Raw genomic sequence first — 15,841 nt, 5'->3', positions numbered from 1 at the left:
TTTTACTTGGGATATGTCAATGGGATATACCGCGTCGTCCGATCAAGGGTCGCCAAGTCGCCCAAAAAAACGGCCGCTGTCAGGGATGACGAGCGGCCGTTTTTGTTTCTGCGCAGGATTTATTCGCTCTTTTCTTCCGGCGAGTCCACCGATTTGCCATAAGCATCCAGCGCCACCCCGAAATCGGAGATGAACTGCGGTTCGCTCAGCCAGGCCTGGGCTTCTTCGATGGTTATGCCGTCGGCCCACATGCGATAGTCGATCAGCATGTCGGCGGCCAGGTGGGTGGCGGCCATGCCTTCGTTGTCGGCGTTTTCCATGTCGAGCAGTTCAGGATGGTCGACGATGATGAAGGCCAGTTCGCGCAGCAGCGTCAGCAGCATCTCGTTGCGGCTGACAGCTTCGGCGTCGCGCATTTTGCTGAACATCGCCAGGGTGTATTCCGGAATCGGCTCGGCGAGGTGGCCGAGGTCTTCGTCCTGATCCAGCGGTTTACGGCCGACCATGCGGATTTGCTTGGCTTTGGCTTTGGCGCGTTTGGCGCGTTTCTGTTGCTTGTTCAGGGATGCCATGGGTACTCAGTTCTTCTGTTGGGTTTGTGCGGCGATCGCGTCGGACGCGGCCACATAGTCGGCCTGGAAGGCCGGGGATTCGATCCACGCCAGCGCGCCGGCCTCGTCGGTTTCCTGCGACCACTGGCGATATTCGATCAGCGCGGCGAGGATGAAATCCATCGCGCCTTCTTCGCCTTCCTGCTCATAGACCAGCTCCAGCAGCGGGTCTTCGAGGAATGCGCTGCACATCGCTTGCTGGCTGATCTTCTCGGCATCGATCATTTTCTTGAACAGCTCGGTGAGGTCCACCGATTCGAAGTCGATGCGGTCGTCGTTCGGGTCCAGTTCGACCGGCGCCTCGGCGCGTTTGGTGCGATTCTGTTTGGCCTTGGTCTTGGCCCGGGCGGCGCGTTTTTGCTGCTTGTTGGCGGAGGCCATGGTGTGTTCCGTCGTGCGTTGGGAAGGGCTCAGCTGCGCGGGACTTGCCGTCCGGGTGTGTCGGGGGTCAGTGCGCCGGTCTGCAGCCAGGTCAGAGCGATGGGCCATAGTGTGGCTTGGTATGCGCTGCGAAAAAAGGCGAAATGTCCGACTTGTCGTTCGCCGATGTCCCGCGGCTCGATACGCAGGTGGGTTTTTGCCGCGTTGCTGAAGTAGCCGAGCAGGCGTTCGATGGCCGGGATCGTGCCGTAAGGGTCGTCGCTGATGCTGATGGCCAGAGTTTGTGCATGGACATTGGCGAAGGGCAGGGCGCCAGTTTTCCGCAACAGGGCGCGACCGCTCGGGCGCTGCTCGAAACGCGCGGCAGGCGTGCTCCAGTCGCGTACAACGCCCTTCGGTGTGTCTTCCAGCCAGCCGAGCCGCTTACCGGGAAAATAACCGTAGAGCAGCGTCAGCAAAGGCATGACTACATGCCATTTGCCGAACATGCGCCAGCGCTGCTCGGGAGCGTAATCGCGCCAGTACGCAAACTGTGCGCCGACGGTGACCAGCCGTCGGATGGCTCTCCCGGATTCGGCCAGCCCCGCCGCGCAACCGCCGAAACTGTGGCCGACCACATCGATCGGCTGCCCGGGAAACTCCCGCTGCGCCCGTTTGAGCATCGCCTGGAAATCCAGCGCGCCCCAGTCGGTCCATGACGCGTTCAAGCCTTTGAGCGAAGCGCGGCGTGATTCGCCGATGCCGCGATAGTCGTAGGTCATCACGTCGAAACCATGGCTGAACAGATAGGCTGCGAATCGTGAGTAGTGGCGACAGCGCACAGACGTGGCGGCGTTGATGATGACGACCGGGCGTTGCGGGTCGGGTGAGGTGTGGCGCCAGGTGAAACCGCCGAGTGCATAGCCGTCGTCGGCGGTTTCGTTGAAGGCAATACCTTCGCTTGCAGTCAAAACCGGTTGGCTCAATTCGGCGTCTTCCAGTTCGGTTGTGTGCTGACTGCTCATGGCGCGCGACCTCGGCGGAGAGTTGCCAACGATAGTCGCAGTGGTGTCTGTGAACAATCCAGCCGGTTTATTCAGCGGATTGGGTGAGCAGGCGTTCTTCAATCAGCGCCTGTTCGCGGTTCAGTTCGGCACGTAACTCTTCTTCGCTCGGCAATATCGTTTTGTAACTGCTGGCGAACAGTTGCTCATTGCCTTTGAGCATCGAATAGCGCGCAACCGAGTCGTTGCTCTCGGCGCTCAGAATGATGCCGACAGTCGGCTTGTCGCCCTCGCTGCGCTTGAGCTCGTCGTACATGCGCACGTACATGTCCATCTGCCCGACGTCGCGGGCGCTGAGCTTGCCGCGTTTGAGGTCGATGATCACGAAGCACTTGAGCAGGTAGTTGTAGAACACCAGATCGATGTAGAGATCAACGCCGTCAGTGCTGATGCGTTGTTGCTGAGCGACAAAGGAAAAGCCTTTGCCCAGTTCAAGCAGAAAGCTTTGCAGGTGGTCGATAAGAGCTTGTTCGAGTCCGCTTTCCCTGACTTTTCCTGCTGAGGGCAGGCCGAGGAATTCGAGCATGACCGGATCGCGAATGAATTCCCGTGGATTGCATTTCATCGCATTGATGTTGGTGGTCGCTTCCTCGACCACTTCGGTTTTGTCCTGGCTCATGAGCAGGCGCTCGTAGTAGAGCGTCAGGATCTGTCGATCAAGGGCGCGGCTTGACCAGTTGAGGTCGGCGCATTCATTCATGTACCACAGGCGCGCTTTTTCGTTTTCGACGCGTAGCAGGCGACGGTAATGGGTCCAGCTCAATTCGTGACGCAGTGCGTCACGAATTGGAAACGCCTGATAAAAGAGGCGCATGTAGCGCAGATTGGAAGCATCAAAGCCCTTCCCGAACTGCTCCGTCAGATCCTTCGCCAGTAGCGCCAGCAACCGCTGACCATAACCCGCACGCTGGGCGCCCTTCTGTTCGAATTCGACAATATGCCGGCCGATCTGCGAGCAAGTCTGCACTTGAATCGTATCAACCGCGCGCAGCACTTTTTGCCGCGCCTGGCGAATCAACTCGCCCAGCTCCCCCAGCAGTGAATCGATTTTCGGGTCTTGCGTGTCGGCAGGTTTTAGCTGGCTCATCGGGTCTTCCGCGTCAGAGTGAACAGACGCAAAAGCATGACGATTGTCGCCGTTTGAGTATGTCGGGGGAGACGGTGAAGTCCGCAGGAAGAAGAGATTGCCATTGCAGGACGTCGCCGGGCACCGAAGCTTTGCCGGGCTGACGTCTGTAGTCCATTTCGTACGCTTGAGGACAACCGTTAACGCGAAGGCGATTTGCGTTTGGTTCTGGCCGCAGGTTTGTCGATGCGCGTCAGTCTGTGCCACGCCAGGCCCGCGGCCAGCAGCAAGACGCCGAACAGACCTTGAAGTACGACATGAAACCAGTACGCGCCCGGCTGCCCGGCGAGGCTGTAAACCTTGGCTGGCCCGCCGCGCGTGGCGGTGCTGATCGTCTCGTGGATAACGCCGTCGATGGCCGAGTAACCCAACAGCGCGCCGGTACCGATCAGAAACAGGCAAATCATGATTGCCAGCCCTCTGGACGCCAGGCTTTCCTGGTGCTGCGGCGGATGGGGCAGGGGCACGCGGGTTCGTTTCTGGTTCATCGCGGGGATAGCCCTCTTCCGTAAGGGGTGCTGATGGTAGCGCGGATAAAGGGGCGGGAAACTACCCTGACTAAATCGCAGGCATAAAAAAACCCTGAATCTTTCGATTCAGGGTTTTCGGTATTTGGTGCCCAGAGACGGAATCGAACCGCCGACACGGGGATTTTCAATCCCCTGCTCTACCGACTGAGCTATCTGGGCAACGGGGCGCATTAAAAGGGTTTTTCGGATTTACGTCAACGACTTTTTGAAAATTTCTTAAATTAATTCCGTCGCTTACGAAAAGCCCGGGTTATTCGGATGGCGGCACGTAGCCTTCGGCCTTGGCGTATTCCTCGCCGGAGAAGTACTTGTCCATTTCGCCCTGAAGGAATTTGCGGTCCTCGGCGTTCATCATGTTCAGGCGCTTTTCGTTGATCAGCAGGGTCTGGTGTTTCTGCCAGTCGCCCCAGGCCTTGGCGGACACGTTTTCGTAGATGTCCTGGCCCTTGGCGCCGGGGAACGGTGCTTTCTCGAGGCCTTCGAGTTGTTCTTTGTACTTGCGGCACATTACGGTGCGGGTCATGGTGATACTCCTGCATTCAAGACGGCGGCCGCGCGTTCGAGCAAGGTCTTGACCGGGGCGGCGAGGCCCAGGCGCGGCGGGGTGGCGAGGTTATACCAGAGCCAGTCGGCCTCGGCCACGTGATGGGCGGCTTCCTGCACCTGAACCAGCCAGGGTTCGATGGACAACTGGAAATGGCTGAAGGTGTGGACAAGGCTTGGCAGCGCCTGCTGCTGGCCCATGGTCAGCGAGTGCTGATCGGCCAGATGTTGCAGATCGTCCAGATCATCCAGCTCCGGCAGGCTCCACAAGCCGCCCCACAGGCCTGTCGAAGGGCGGCGATAAAGCAGAATCGCGCCTTCACCGTTGGCGAGCATCGGCATCAGCGTGCGCTTCTGCGGGATGGCTTTGCGCGGCTTGGGAATCGGGTAACGGGTTTCCAGACCGAGCATGTGCGCTTCGCAGCCACGCTCCAGCGGGCACAGCAGGCAGCTCGGTTTGCTGCGCGTGCAAAGAGTGGCGCCGAGATCCATCATCGCCTGGGTGTAGGCGTTGACCCGATCATGCGGGGTGAAGCGCTCAGCGTTGGCCCACAGCTGTTTGGCGACCTTCGGCTCGCCGGGGTAACCCTCCTGCGCGGTGAAGCGCGCCAGCACGCGTTTGACGTTGCCATCGAGGATCGGCGCGCGCAGGCCCATGCTGATGCTGGCGATGGCGCCTGCCGTGGACAGGCCGATGCCGGGCAATTCGGTGAGTTTTTCAACGTCGCGTGGAAACTCACCGCCGTACTGGCTGACGACGATCTTCGCGGTCTTCTGCAAATTGCGCGCGCGAGTGTAGTAACCCAGCCCGGTCCACAGATGCAGCACTTCGTCTTCCGGTGCGGCGGCCAGCGCTTCAACGGTGGGCAGCGCGGTCATGAAGCGATCAAAATAATTGAGCACCGTGCTGACCTGGGTCTGCTGCAACATGATCTCCGACACCCATACCCGATACGGGTTGATGTTCTGTTGCCAAGGCAGATCATGGCGGCCGTGGCGGTCGAACCAATCGAGCACCGCGCTGGAAAACTGCTCCGCTGTCATCGCTTGAACAGCCCCTTCAATGCGTTCTTCAGTTCCGGGCTGACTTTGTCGCCCAGTTTTTCGTCGATCTTTTCGCTGAGCTTGTCGCCGGCCATTTTGCTCGCGACCTGACCGAGCCGGTCATTGTCGATGCGGCAGGCCTTGGCGCCGAGTTCCAGCGGGCCGCGGCAGCGCAGCGGCCATTCGACGCCGACGAATTTTTCGCCGACCTGACAGGCCGGGTCAGGCATGGCGCTGGTGTCGCCTTCGACGATGATGCCGACTCGGTAATCCATGCCGAGGACGCGCAGGTCTATGTCGCCGTCACCGTTGACGGTCATGCCGGGGATGCGCACTTTCAGGTCCGGGTTGCTGGCGACGCCGTTGCGCACCGTCAGGTTGCCCTTGAGCTCTTCGAACGGCGTGTCCTTGCCGCGCGGCTCGCCGCTGAGGGTTTTGCGATTGAGCGTGGCGATGCCTTTGCACAATTGCTGCTCAAGGTTGGCATTGAGCAGCACGCCGTTGTTGATGACGAAGCTGGCGTTGCCGTTCAGCGTGTCGATCAGTGCCTGCTGGCTGTTGCCGCTGCCGGTGAGGCTGCTGGTGAGCGTCACCAGGCCTTTGACCGGCGGGTTCTTGCCTTGGCTTTCGATGATCTTTTCGGCGGGGACGCGATTGAGTCGGGTCTGCAGATTCAGCACCGGTGCGCTCGGACGCACGTCGAGTGTGCCGTTGGCGACGAATCCACCGTTGTACAAGTCGCCGCTGAGGTTGGTCAGGGTCAGCAGGCCGCCCTGACCGCTGGCCTTGAGCGCGGCGTTGTCGATCGGCAGCTTGTCGAGGGTCAGTTGGCCGAAGCTAAGGTCAGCGTCTACATCGAGCTTGGCCAGACGGTCGACTGGCAGCAGGCGCTCGGTGCTCCAGGCGGTTTTGCTCGGTTTGTCCGGCAGCGGCGTGGTGCCTGCGACGGCTCCGGCCTCGGTGCTGGCGACTTCGGCCTGACGCGTTTGCGTGGCGCTGTTGGCCTGCGCCGATTTTGGCGGCAGATAACGGTCGGCGTTGAAGGTGTCGGCCTTGAGGATCATCCGCAGCGATTGCTTGGCGAAGTCTTCCACGGCGATGCGGCCGCTGATGCTGCTGTCGTCGAGCTTCAGGTTGATGTTGTCGAAGGCGATGCTGCTGGGCGTGGCCGCGATGCGGCTGACCAGTTCAACCTTGCTCAGACTGCCCTCAGCCATGGCCGGCAGAGTCTGACCGACGCCGTCGACGAATTTCGCCAGATCGAACTGGGCAATCGAGATGCCGCCGCTGATCCGCGGCGTCTTGTCGAGGTCGTTGGCTTTCAGTTCGCCCAAGGCGCGTAGCTGGTTGGCGGAAATCTTGATGCCGGTCCATTCGGCGACGTTCGCCGCTTTATCCAGCAATAACTGCCCTTGCGCCGCGAAGGTCATGGTCTTGCCTTGCAGCGGGTCGCCGGCCAGTTCGCCGGACAACTTCAAATCTTCGAATTTGTAGCGCTGTACGGCGCGCTCGAAACGCAGCTCGCCGCTGAGCTCGGTGCGCACACGCAGCACCGGTTGATTGGTGCCGAGAAACGCGGTGGCTTTTACCGGAATATTGGTCGAGTCATGGACCGGACCGGTGCTCAACTGAATGCTTTCGGCGCTGAACTGCTTGCCGGTCAGCTCGTCGGTGTATTCAACGCGGGCGTTGTTGACGGTCAGGCTGTCGATGTCGAGGCGGATAGGCTGCGCCGGTTTTTCCACGGCGACGGTCGGTTCGCTGGCAGGCGCGTCAGTTTTGGCCGGGGGCGTTGTGCCAGGCGCAACCGGCACCTTGCCGATGTCTTCCCAATTGCCGTGACCGTTCTTGTCGCGGTTCAGGCGCAAGTTCAGGCCCTCGACGCGGACATCGCTCATTTGCACTTCGCGGCGTAGCAGCGGCAGCACGCGTACCGACAGGCCGAGCATCTGCAGGTCGGCGAACGGTTCGGCAGGTTTTGCCAGGGTGGCGACGCTGGCCTCGTGCAATTCCAGGCCGAGCCACGGGAACAGGCTCCAGCCGATATCGCCATTGAGCGTCAGCTCGATGTGGGCCTTGTCGCGAGCTATCTGGCGGATCTCGTCTTTGTAGTCGTTGGGATCGAAGAGGTGGGTCAGGGCAAAGCCTGCCGCCACGATGATCAGCAACAACCCGAGAAGCACCAGACCCAGGATTTTGCCGAACGCTTTCATGGGCGAGTCCTTGTAGTGAGTCGAATTCGTAAATTAGCCGGGGAGTATAGCGCTGCAATGGCCCGGTTCGCTGTGGCGTCCTGTTGCCAGTACGTCCAGCGTTAGGTGGAGTTTGGCCGCGAGGGCTTGCGCTTCGACCTGCCCGGCGGGCGCGAGCAGGCGCAATTCGGCCCCCGCTTGCGACGCCATTTCCTGCGCTTGGTTCACCAGCCGCTCGGCGACTCCGCGACGGCGGGTAACTTTTCGTACGCATAAATGGGACAAGTACCAGACGTCGTGGTGCCTTTGCAGGCGTCCGGCACCGAGCAAGCGATCGTTGAAGCGTCCGGCGATCAGAGCGCCGTCGGCGAGGCTGCTTTCGATCAGTCCGCACGCCCCGGAAAACGGTGCGTACAGCCATGGCGGCGCGTCGCGATAGATCTTCTGCAAGTCCTGCTGATCCTGATAACTGGCGTCTTGTAGCACCTGGACGGTGATCGGCATGGTCGTTTCCTGAGTGGTACGAGAACAGATGACTTGAAAAAAGGTGATATCAGTTTGGTTTTTCTGTCACCTGAGAATGGTAACCTTCGCCAGTTCGTCCGCCCGTCTGCGACTTAACGTCGCGCCTTCAAGGAGCTTCACCTGAAAAAAACGGTCATGCCTGCGTGCATAAGGCCGAGGGTGAGCAGTGGCTGGCGAACCATACTAACAATTGGGGGATACACAATGAGCACGAGCATCACGGCGGACGGCCTGCGCGCCGACCAGCCTGCGTTCCTGTCCAAGGAGCGCATCATCGCCAAGCCCGGTTTCAACCGCTGGCTGGTTCCACCGGCCGCTTTGGCCATTCACCTGTGCATCGGCATGGCCTACGGCTTTTCGGTGTTCTGGTTGCCGTTGTCCAAGGCGCTGGGCGTTACCGCTCCGGTGGCTTGCGCACCGGACATGAGTTTCATCGCACAGGTATTTTCTTCGAACTGCGACTGGCCGATCTCCATGCTCGGCTGGATCTACACGCTGTTCTTCATCTTCCTCGGCTGCTCGGCAGCGATCTGGGGTGGCTGGCTGGAACATGCCGGGCCACGCAAGGCAGGCGTGGTTTCGGCTCTGTGCTGGTGCGGCGGTCTGTTGATCTCGGCGCTGGGTATCTATACCCACCAGATCTGGCTGATGTGGATCGGCTCCGGGGTGATCGGTGGTATCGGGCTGGGCCTGGGCTATATCTCGCCAGTGTCGACCCTGATCAAGTGGTTCCCGGACAAGCGCGGCATGGCAACCGGCATGGCGATCATGGGCTTCGGGGGCGGCGCGATGGTCGGCGCACCGTTGGCCACTGCGCTGATGAGTCACTTTGCTTCGGCTGAAGGCGTGGGCGTTTGGCAGAGCTTCGTGGCCATGGCCGCGATCTACTTCGTGTTCATGATCGGTGGCGCACTGTCCTACCGCGTGCCGCCAACCGGCTGGAAGCCTGAAAGCTGGACCGCGCCGGCGAAGAAAGCGTCGAACGCGATGATCACCAACCGTCACGTGCACGTGAACGTAGCGTGGAAAACCCCGCAATTCCGTCTGGTGTGGCTGGTGCTGTGCCTGAACGTATCTGCCGGTATCGGCATCCTCGGCATGGCTTCGCCGCTGCTGCAGGAAGTGTTCGGCGGCAAGCTGCTGGGCGTTGACGTGCCGTTCGGCCAACTCGACGCGGGTCAGCTGGCTTCGATCGCCGCGATCGCTGCCGGTTTTACCGGTCTGCTGAGTCTGTTCAACATCGGTGGCCGCTTCTTCTGGGCTTCGTTCTCGGACTACCTGGGCCGCAAAAACACTTACTTCGTGTTCTTCGCCCTGGGTTTTGCCCTGTACGCGCTGATTCCGAACATGGGGCATCTGGGTAACGTTGCGCTGTTCGTGGCGGCTTTCTGCATCATTCTGTCGATGTACGGCGGTGGTTTCGCCACGGTACCGGCCTATCTGGCGGACCTGTTCGGTACGCAGATGGTCGGCGCGATCCACGGTCGTCTGCTGACTGCCTGGGCTGCCGCTGGTGTGCTGGGTCCGGTGCTGGTGAACTACTTGCGTGAATATCAGTTGAGCATCGGCGTTGAACGCGCTGCCGCTTACGACATCACCCTGTACATCCTCGCCGGCCTGCTGGTGCTGGGCTTCCTGTGCAACCTGATGGTGCGCCCGGTGGCCGACAAGTACTTCATGACCGACGCTGAGCTGGCGGCCGAACAGGCGCTGGGCCACGACAAGGGGGCTGATGCCAGCACCGTCCTTGAGTGGAAAGCCGCACCGGGCAGCAAGCCACTGGCAATCGCTGCGTGGCTGGTGGTCGGTATTCCGTTGGCATGGGGTGTGTGGGTGACCCTGCAGAAGACGGCGGTACTGTTTCACTAAGTAAAAACGCTGTATCCCTGTAGGAGTGAGCCTGCTCGCGATAGCGGTCTGACAGTCACAAAAATGGTGACTGGGAGGCCCTCATCGCGAGCAGGCTCACTCCTACAGTTGTTTTGTGTGTCCGTAATGGCTTGTATGGACATGTCTACCCGCGACCGCCGGGCGTTCTATCCGTCAGCCATCTCACCTCTCGTGTTTCTGTTTGCTCCCCGCGTGCCTATAATGGCTGCCTTTTTCGCCCAATGATTTTGCGGAGCTGGTGATGGCCGAACGTAAGGCGTCTGTCGAGCGCGACACTCTGGAAACCCAGATCAAAGCCTCGATCAACCTTGATGGCACCGGAAAGGCCCGATTCGATATCGGTGTTCCTTTTCTTGAGCACATGCTGGATCAGATCGCCCGTCACGGGTTGATCGACCTGGATATCGAATGCAAGGGCGATCTGCATATCGACGACCATCACACGGTGGAAGACGTCGGTATCACCCTCGGCCAGGCGTTCGCCAAAGCCATCGGCGACAAGAAAGGCATCCGTCGCTACGGCCACGCCTACGTGCCGCTCGATGAAGCGCTGTCACGCGTGGTGATCGATTTCTCCGGTCGCCCGGGTCTGCAGATGCACGTGCCGTACACCCGCGCTACCGTGGGCGGCTTCGACGTTGACCTGTTCCAGGAATTCTTCCAGGGCTTCGTCAACCATGCACTGGTCAGCCTGCACATCGACAACCTGCGCGGCACCAACACTCACCACCAGATCGAAACCGTGTTCAAGGCTTTCGGCCGCGCGCTGCGCATGGCCGTCGAGCTGGACGAGCGCATGGCCGGGCAGATGCCTTCGACCAAAGGCGTGCTGTAATGCAGACGGTCGCAGTTATCGACTACGGCATGGGCAACCTGCACTCGGTGGCCAAGGCGCTGGAACACGTCGGCGCGGGCAAGGTGCTGATCACCAGCGATGCGGAAGTGATCCGCGAAGCCGACCGCGTGGTGTTTCCCGGTGTGGGCGCGATTCGCGATTGCATGGCGGAGATCCGTCGCCTCGGTTTCGACTCGCTGGTGCGTGAAGTCAGCCAGGATCGCCCGTTTCTCGGCATCTGTGTCGGCATGCAAGCCTTGCTCGATACCAGCGAAGAGAACGATGGCGTCGACTGCATCGGCCTGTTTCCCGGTGCGGTGAAATTCTTCGGCAAAGACCTGCATGAAGACGGCGAGCACCTGAAAGTCCCGCACATGGGCTGGAACGAAGTAAAGCAGAAGGTCAGCCACCCGCTGTGGCATGACATTCCGGACATGGCGCGTTTCTACTTCGTGCACAGCTACTACATCGCCGCCGCCAACGCGCGGCAGGTGGTCGGTGGCGGTCACTACGGTGTCGATTTTGCCGCAGCGCTGGCCGATGGCTCGCGTTTCGCCGTGCAGTTCCACCCGGAGAAAAGCCATACCCATGGCCTGCAGTTGCTGCAGAACTTCGCCGCGTGGGACGGTCGCTGGTAAATGGCCGCCAAGAAGTCCAAGCCGCCGATTCTGACCCTCACTCCCGAACAGGAGAGCGAGGCCAATCGCAAGATTCAGCGGTTCATGGAAGACCGTTTCGAACTGGACCTGGGTTCGTTCGAAGCGGCGGAAATTCTTGAGCTGTTTACCCGCGAAATTGCTCCGCACTATTACAACAGGGCGATTTTCGATGTGCAGACCCAACTCAAAGAGCGGTTTGAAAGCATCGAAAGCGACCTGTGGGCGCTCGAAAAAAATTAGGAGCAGCGGCGAGCTTCAAGCTACCAGCTGCAAGAAACAGTCACACATGCGTGCTTGCAGCTTATAGCTTGCAGCTTGCAGCTCTTTGACGAAGGAAAAAGCATGCTGATTATTCCCGCTATCGATCTCAAGGACGGTGCCTGCGTACGTCTGCGCCAGGGCCGCATGGAAGATTCCACGGTGTTCTCCGATGACCCGGTGAGCATGGCTGCCAAGTGGGTGGAGGGCGGTTGCCGCCGTCTGCATCTGGTCGATCTGAACGGTGCTTTCGAAGGCCAGCCGGTCAACGGCGAAGTGGTCACCGCAATCGCCAAGCGCTACCCGAACCTGCCGATCCAGATCGGCGGCGGCATCCGTTCGCTGGAAACCATCGAGCATTACGTCAAGGCCGGCGTCAGCTACGTGATCATCGGCACCAAAGCCGTGAAAGATCCGGCCTTCGTCGCCGAAGCCTGCCGCGCGTTTCCGGGCAAGATCATCGTCGGCCTCGACGCCAAGGACGGTTTCGTCGCCACCGATGGCTGGGCAGAAATCAGCACCGTGCAGGTCATTGACCTGGCCAAGCAGTTTGAAGCCGATGGCGTCTCGTCGATCGTTTATACCGACATCGCCAAAGACGGCATGATGCAGGGCTGCAACGTACCGTTCACCGCTGCGCTGGCTGCGGCGACGAAGATCCCGGTCATTGCGTCCGGCGGCATCCACAATCTGGGTGACATCAAGTCGCTGCTCGACGCCAAGGCACCGGGCATCATCGGCGCCATCACGGGTCGCGCGATCTACGAAGGCACTCTCGACGTCGCCGAAGCGCAAGCTTTCTGCGATTCGTACCAAGGCTGAGGACTGACCATGGCGCTGGCCAAACGCATCATCCCTTGCCTGGACGTGGACAACGGCCGGGTCGTCAAAGGTGTGAAGTTCGAGAACATCCGCGACGCCGGTGACCCGGTGGAAATCGCCCGTCGCTACGACGAGCAGGGTGCCGACGAGATTACCTTTCTCGACATCACTGCCAGCGTCGATGGCCGTGATACCACGCTGCATACCGTTGAGCGCATGGCCAGCCAGGTGTTCATCCCGCTGACCGTCGGCGGTGGCGTGCGCACCGTGCAGGACATCCGCAACCTGCTCAATGCCGGCGCGGACAAGGTGTCGATCAATACCGCCGCCGTGTTCAATCCGGAATTCGTCGGTGAAGCGGCGCAGCATTTCGGCTCGCAGTGCATCGTCGTTGCCATCGACGCGAAAAAGGTTTCCGGCCCCGGCGAAACCCCGCGCTGGGAGATTTTCACCCATGGCGGGCGCAAGCCAACCGGCCTCGACGCGGTCGAGTGGGCGAAGAAAATGGAAGGCCTCGGTGCCGGTGAAATTCTCCTGACCAGCATGGATCAGGACGGCATGAAAAACGGCTTCGACCTCGGCGTGACCCGCGCAATCAGTGACGCGCTGGGTATCCCGGTGATCGCTTCCGGCGGTGTCGGCAACCTGCAGCATCTGGCCGACGGCATCCTCGAAGGTCACGCCAGCGCCGTGCTGGCGGCGAGTATTTTCCATTTCGGCGAATACACCGTGCAGGAAGCCAAGGCGTATATGGCCAAACGCGGCATCGTGATGCGCTGATCGCGCTGCGTCTGCAATTGCCGGGCGGAACCCATGCGGGTTACTCACCGCCCGGCTTGCAGCCGACGGGGTCAAGGTTTTGGCAAGATCTCCGTGCGTACGGCAGAAGTATTGAAATCGCGATCCATGGTGTAGCTGCACAGCGTCAACGGCAGGGCTTCGTTGGGTACCAGAAAGCTGTCGCCTATCTTGGTGTAGCTTCTCGATTCGATGCCGGCGCAGTCTGTTGAACCGACGGCCCCAACGTAGATCTGAGTCCAGATATTGCGCCCCGTGTTCTGACGATATTCAACCAAAAGATCTTCAGTGCCGTGCTTCATCTCAGGTGCTGGTTCAGGCAATGAAATCCCGCCTGGCTTGACCAGGCGCGCCGGCAGGATCTGTGTGTTGCGTAATTTCCCCTCGCTGAGTTGATAATCAACTGAGTCGACACCCACCAGGCACAGATAGTACAAGCCTGCTTCACTGCCGATCGGTGCATCAACAAGACCAGTGCTTATATCGATCGGGTTGCTGTAGCGTTCTGGCAAGTAACAGGCGTGTGCGTCACGCACGGTTTTGAATCTGAAAAAGTTCGTGTTCATCGAAAACCTGACATCCCAGTCTGGCCTCTTTTCATATTCGTTCTCAGGCGCTTTATAAAGCGTAACGTCTGCGTTGGTTCTGGCTCTGAAATTGAAGTCGGGTTTTAGCGAGCAGGCGGGAGCATCGATATTGAAGTGTCCGTCAGAAAAACAGGGCATCAGATAGTCGATCGGAAAACTCTGGCTGGCCTGATCAGGCAAAACGGATTGACGACCAAGGGTTGCACAGAGCCCATGCCAGAAGCACAGGTCGCTCGCTGTGATGGCGTAGGTGGTTCCTGACATGACACCGGTGACTTTCCCTGTAGCGATGTCCATGACCGGGGAGCCGGATGAACCCGGTTCGATGCCTTTGCAGTCCTGTTTCTGGTAATCGGTATGAACGGTCAGGAATTTGATCAGCGTCGTGTCGGCAGGCTCTTGGGTGCAGGACGAAAGCCTCAGACCTGGCGCGCTTGAGGGCGCGCCGATGACCCTGACCTGGATGAGTTTGTCAGGCGCTTTTGGTGCTGCCTTGAGCGGGTTGATGCCGTCGGCAATCACCGCTTGCAGCGAGCTGTTCAGTTCCATGACGGCGATATCAGTGCCAGCCAGGCTGGCCCAGTTGACCTTTTGAATGTTGTAGCGCTTGGCGTCCAGCAGGGTGTCTTGAAAGTAATTGAACTGTATCTGGCCCTGATAGACCGTGTCCGCAACTGTTCCAATCCAGATTGACGCGCAATGTCCACTGGTCAGGATATACGCGGGGGCCGTTGCATCATTGTCAGAATCGCGGCTATCGATGAGAAAAGCGGTGCAGTAACGACGGTCCCCTTTGATGATCTGTCCGATGCCGTTCAAGTGATTATTCTGCTGATGAGAATTATGCAAAATAATGGGCTCTGCAGGTTCCGGGAAAGTATATGCACAGGACGCTAGAGCGAAGGTGGTTGTCAGAAAAGCGAGAGCTGCTGCCACTTTTGATTTGCAATTCATGACCGATCCTTAGCCGAAAGTTAAAAGACAGAAGTTGGTTTCACTAACTCTAAATGGATTCTCTGCAGTGATGTTTTTTGTGCTGTGGCGAGATGTAAAACGAATGCTATTTGAAAAGCCTTTCAACTTTTTAATAAGCAAGGGTGATTAGGCTCCCTCTGAACAAACACCTGCTGCTGGCGCTTCCGACAGTGCCGAAGTGCATTGATTTCGTGCCGGCCAGTGGACACCATGGCGCACCCAAGGCACTCTTGGGCACGCCATGGAATCCGGTAGCCCGACATGATCAAACGCCTGCTTCTCGTTCTCGCCAGCGCCTCGATGTTGCTCATCCACACCGCCCGCGCCGAAAACGCTCCCGATACCGATCTGGTGCTTCTCACCGAAAACTTCCCGCCGTACAACATGGCGAAAAACGGCAAGAACTTCGCCCAGGGCGAGAACATCAGCGGCATTGCTACCGATATCGTGCGCGAAATGTTCCAGCGTGCCGGCCTCACCTACAGCCTGACGCTGCGCTTCCCTTGGGAGCGGGTGTACAAACTTGCCTTGGAAAACCCCGGTTACGGCGCCTTCGTCATGGCGCGTCTGCGTGACCGGGAGAACCTGTTCAAGTGGGTCGGTCCGATCGGGCCGGACGATTGGATTCTGTTGGCCAAGGCTGACAGCAAGATCACCCTCGATACGCTGGAAGACGCGCGCAAATACAAAATCGGTGCCTACAAGGGCGACGCCATTGCCGAGACCCTGGCCAAGCAAGGTCTGAAGCCGATCGTGGTGCTGCGCGATCAGGACAATGCGAAGAAACTGGTCAACGGGCAGATCGATCTGTGGGCCACCGGCGATCCTGCCGGGCGCTATCTGGCCCGGCAGGAGGGTGTCAGTGGCCTGAAAACCGTGCTGCGTTTCAACAGCGCAGAACTTTATCTGGCGCTGAACAAGGATGTCCCCGATGAGGTCGTCGCCAGGCTGCAGGCAGCGCTGGATCAACTGCGTAAGGAAGGCGTGGTCGACGAGATCATGGGGCGGTATCTGTAGTGGCG

General features: G+C 59.5%; 17 protein-coding genes and 1 tRNA gene. 7 read left to right on the top strand and 11 right to left on the bottom strand.

The features are described from left to right. Positions 1-119 precede the first annotated feature (119 nt). From J3P75_RS26165 to J3P75_RS26120, 10 genes are all read right to left on the bottom strand, one after another. Positions 120-572, bottom strand: a complete 453-nt coding sequence (locus J3P75_RS26165; RefSeq protein ID WP_434708702.1) for a hypothetical protein — start codon at positions 570-572, stop codon at positions 120-122. A gap of 6 nt (positions 573-578) precedes the next feature. Continuing rightward, positions 579-992, bottom strand: a complete 414-nt coding sequence (locus tag J3P75_RS26160) for a hypothetical protein (RefSeq protein WP_208939122.1) — start codon at positions 990-992, stop codon at positions 579-581. Between the two features lie 29 nt (positions 993-1,021). Beyond that, positions 1,022-1,996, bottom strand: coding sequence for an alpha/beta hydrolase family protein (locus J3P75_RS26155; protein ID WP_434708701.1), 975 nt, complete (start codon positions 1,994-1,996; stop codon positions 1,022-1,024). Positions 1,997-2,063: 67 nt separating this feature from the next. Further along, positions 2,064-3,122 carry a PDDEXK nuclease domain-containing protein gene (locus tag J3P75_RS26150; protein WP_434708700.1) on the bottom strand — a complete coding sequence of 353 codons (1,059 nt, stop codon included), beginning with the start codon at positions 3,120-3,122 and terminating at the stop codon, positions 2,064-2,066. Between the two features lie 179 nt (positions 3,123-3,301). Continuing rightward, positions 3,302-3,649 carry a hypothetical protein gene (locus tag J3P75_RS26145; RefSeq protein ID WP_434708699.1) on the bottom strand — a complete coding sequence of 116 codons (348 nt, stop codon included), beginning with the start codon at positions 3,647-3,649 and terminating at the stop codon, positions 3,302-3,304. Between the two features lie 125 nt (positions 3,650-3,774). Further along, positions 3,775-3,850, bottom strand: a tRNA-Phe gene (locus J3P75_RS26140). A 91-nt stretch (positions 3,851-3,941) separates the two neighbouring features. Then, on the bottom strand, positions 3,942-4,214 hold the full coding sequence (locus J3P75_RS26135) for an oxidative damage protection protein (protein WP_434708698.1): 273 nt from the start codon (positions 4,212-4,214) through the stop codon (positions 3,942-3,944). Next, positions 4,211-5,278: an A/G-specific adenine glycosylase gene (mutY, locus tag J3P75_RS26130; RefSeq protein ID WP_093106005.1), complete on the bottom strand. Its 1,068-nt coding sequence runs from the start codon at positions 5,276-5,278 to the stop codon at positions 4,211-4,213. Before mutY ends, J3P75_RS26135 begins: the two co-directional genes overlap by 4 nt. Beyond that, on the bottom strand, positions 5,275-7,491 hold the full coding sequence (locus J3P75_RS26125) for an AsmA family protein (RefSeq protein ID WP_434708697.1): 2,217 nt from the start codon (positions 7,489-7,491) through the stop codon (positions 5,275-5,277). Before J3P75_RS26125 ends, mutY begins: the two co-directional genes overlap by 4 nt. Before the next feature lie 33 nt (positions 7,492-7,524). Then, positions 7,525-7,974 carry an acetyl-CoA sensor PanZ family protein gene (locus J3P75_RS26120; RefSeq protein WP_434708696.1) on the bottom strand — a complete coding sequence of 150 codons (450 nt, stop codon included), beginning with the start codon at positions 7,972-7,974 and terminating at the stop codon, positions 7,525-7,527. 225 nt (positions 7,975-8,199) lie between these two features. Between J3P75_RS26120 and J3P75_RS26115 the strand changes: the two genes are divergently transcribed. From J3P75_RS26115 to hisF, 6 genes are all read left to right on the top strand, one after another. After that, positions 8,200-9,864, top strand: coding sequence for an OFA family MFS transporter (locus J3P75_RS26115; RefSeq protein ID WP_434708695.1), 1,665 nt, complete (start codon positions 8,200-8,202; stop codon positions 9,862-9,864). Between the two features lie 262 nt (positions 9,865-10,126). After that, entirely contained in the window at positions 10,127-10,720 is a 594-nt protein-coding gene (hisB, locus tag J3P75_RS26110) for an imidazoleglycerol-phosphate dehydratase HisB (protein ID WP_007909204.1), read from the top strand. Next, on the top strand, positions 10,720-11,358 hold the full coding sequence (hisH, locus tag J3P75_RS26105) for an imidazole glycerol phosphate synthase subunit HisH (protein ID WP_203420360.1): 639 nt from the start codon (positions 10,720-10,722) through the stop codon (positions 11,356-11,358). Before hisB ends, hisH begins: the two co-directional genes overlap by 1 nt. Further along, positions 11,359-11,619, top strand: coding sequence for a DUF2164 domain-containing protein (locus J3P75_RS26100; protein WP_115985281.1), 261 nt, complete (start codon positions 11,359-11,361; stop codon positions 11,617-11,619). 102 nt (positions 11,620-11,721) lie between these two features. Further along, positions 11,722-12,459, top strand: a complete 738-nt coding sequence (gene hisA / locus J3P75_RS26095) for a 1-(5-phosphoribosyl)-5-[(5-phosphoribosylamino)methylideneamino]imidazole-4-carboxamide isomerase (protein ID WP_095137961.1) — start codon at positions 11,722-11,724, stop codon at positions 12,457-12,459. A 9-nt stretch (positions 12,460-12,468) separates the two neighbouring features. Further along, positions 12,469-13,239, top strand: a complete 771-nt coding sequence (gene hisF / locus J3P75_RS26090; protein WP_007909211.1) for an imidazole glycerol phosphate synthase subunit HisF — start codon at positions 12,469-12,471, stop codon at positions 13,237-13,239. Between the two features lie 71 nt (positions 13,240-13,310). Here the strand turns inward: hisF and J3P75_RS26085 are convergent, their stop codons facing one another. After that, a complete protein-coding gene (locus tag J3P75_RS26085; RefSeq protein WP_434708694.1) occupies positions 13,311-14,798 on the bottom strand; it encodes a trypsin-like serine peptidase in 1,488 nt (495 codons plus the stop codon). A gap of 282 nt (positions 14,799-15,080) precedes the next feature. On the opposite strand from J3P75_RS26085, the gene J3P75_RS26080 reads away from it, so the two are divergent. After that, positions 15,081-15,836, top strand: coding sequence for a substrate-binding periplasmic protein (locus J3P75_RS26080; protein WP_090280216.1), 756 nt, complete (start codon positions 15,081-15,083; stop codon positions 15,834-15,836). Positions 15,837-15,841: the final 5 nt, after the last annotated feature.

The sequence above is a fragment of the Pseudomonas sp. R1-1 genome, assembly GCF_051132135.1.
Lineage (GTDB): Bacteria > Pseudomonadota > Gammaproteobacteria > Pseudomonadales > Pseudomonadaceae > Aquipseudomonas.
This window is presented reverse-complemented; position numbering and strand designations above follow the sequence as displayed.

What these genes read in the sequence shown, in the direction of transcription:
- J3P75_RS26135 (WP_434708698.1), bottom strand. Translation starts at nt 4,214, where the DNA reads ATGACCCGCACCGTAATGTGCCGCAAGTACAAAGAACAACTCGAAGGC.
- J3P75_RS26115 (WP_434708695.1), top strand. Translation starts at nt 8,200, where the DNA reads ATGAGCACGAGCATCACGGCGGACGGCCTGCGCGCCGACCAGCCTGCG.
- J3P75_RS26160 (WP_208939122.1), bottom strand. Translation starts at nt 992, where the DNA reads ATGGCCTCCGCCAACAAGCAGCAAAAACGCGCCGCCCGGGCCAAGACC.
- hisF (WP_007909211.1), top strand. Translation starts at nt 12,469, where the DNA reads ATGGCGCTGGCCAAACGCATCATCCCTTGCCTGGACGTGGACAACGGC.
- J3P75_RS26150 (WP_434708700.1), bottom strand. Translation starts at nt 3,122, where the DNA reads ATGAGCCAGCTAAAACCTGCCGACACGCAAGACCCGAAAATCGATTCA.
- hisB (WP_007909204.1), top strand. Translation starts at nt 10,127, where the DNA reads ATGGCCGAACGTAAGGCGTCTGTCGAGCGCGACACTCTGGAAACCCAG.
- J3P75_RS26165 (WP_434708702.1), bottom strand. Translation starts at nt 572, where the DNA reads ATGGCATCCCTGAACAAGCAACAGAAACGCGCCAAACGCGCCAAAGCC.
- J3P75_RS26085 (WP_434708694.1), bottom strand. Translation starts at nt 14,798, where the DNA reads ATGAATTGCAAATCAAAAGTGGCAGCAGCTCTCGCTTTTCTGACAACC.
- J3P75_RS26120 (WP_434708696.1), bottom strand. Translation starts at nt 7,974, where the DNA reads ATGCCGATCACCGTCCAGGTGCTACAAGACGCCAGTTATCAGGATCAG.
- hisH (WP_203420360.1), top strand. Translation starts at nt 10,720, where the DNA reads ATGCAGACGGTCGCAGTTATCGACTACGGCATGGGCAACCTGCACTCG.
- hisA (WP_095137961.1), top strand. Translation starts at nt 11,722, where the DNA reads ATGCTGATTATTCCCGCTATCGATCTCAAGGACGGTGCCTGCGTACGT.
- J3P75_RS26145 (WP_434708699.1), bottom strand. Translation starts at nt 3,649, where the DNA reads ATGAACCAGAAACGAACCCGCGTGCCCCTGCCCCATCCGCCGCAGCAC.
- J3P75_RS26080 (WP_090280216.1), top strand. Translation starts at nt 15,081, where the DNA reads ATGATCAAACGCCTGCTTCTCGTTCTCGCCAGCGCCTCGATGTTGCTC.
- mutY (WP_093106005.1), bottom strand. Translation starts at nt 5,278, where the DNA reads ATGACAGCGGAGCAGTTTTCCAGCGCGGTGCTCGATTGGTTCGACCGC.
- J3P75_RS26100 (WP_115985281.1), top strand. Translation starts at nt 11,359, where the DNA reads ATGGCCGCCAAGAAGTCCAAGCCGCCGATTCTGACCCTCACTCCCGAA.
- J3P75_RS26155 (WP_434708701.1), bottom strand. Translation starts at nt 1,996, where the DNA reads ATGAGCAGTCAGCACACAACCGAACTGGAAGACGCCGAATTGAGCCAA.
- J3P75_RS26125 (WP_434708697.1), bottom strand. Translation starts at nt 7,491, where the DNA reads ATGAAAGCGTTCGGCAAAATCCTGGGTCTGGTGCTTCTCGGGTTGTTG.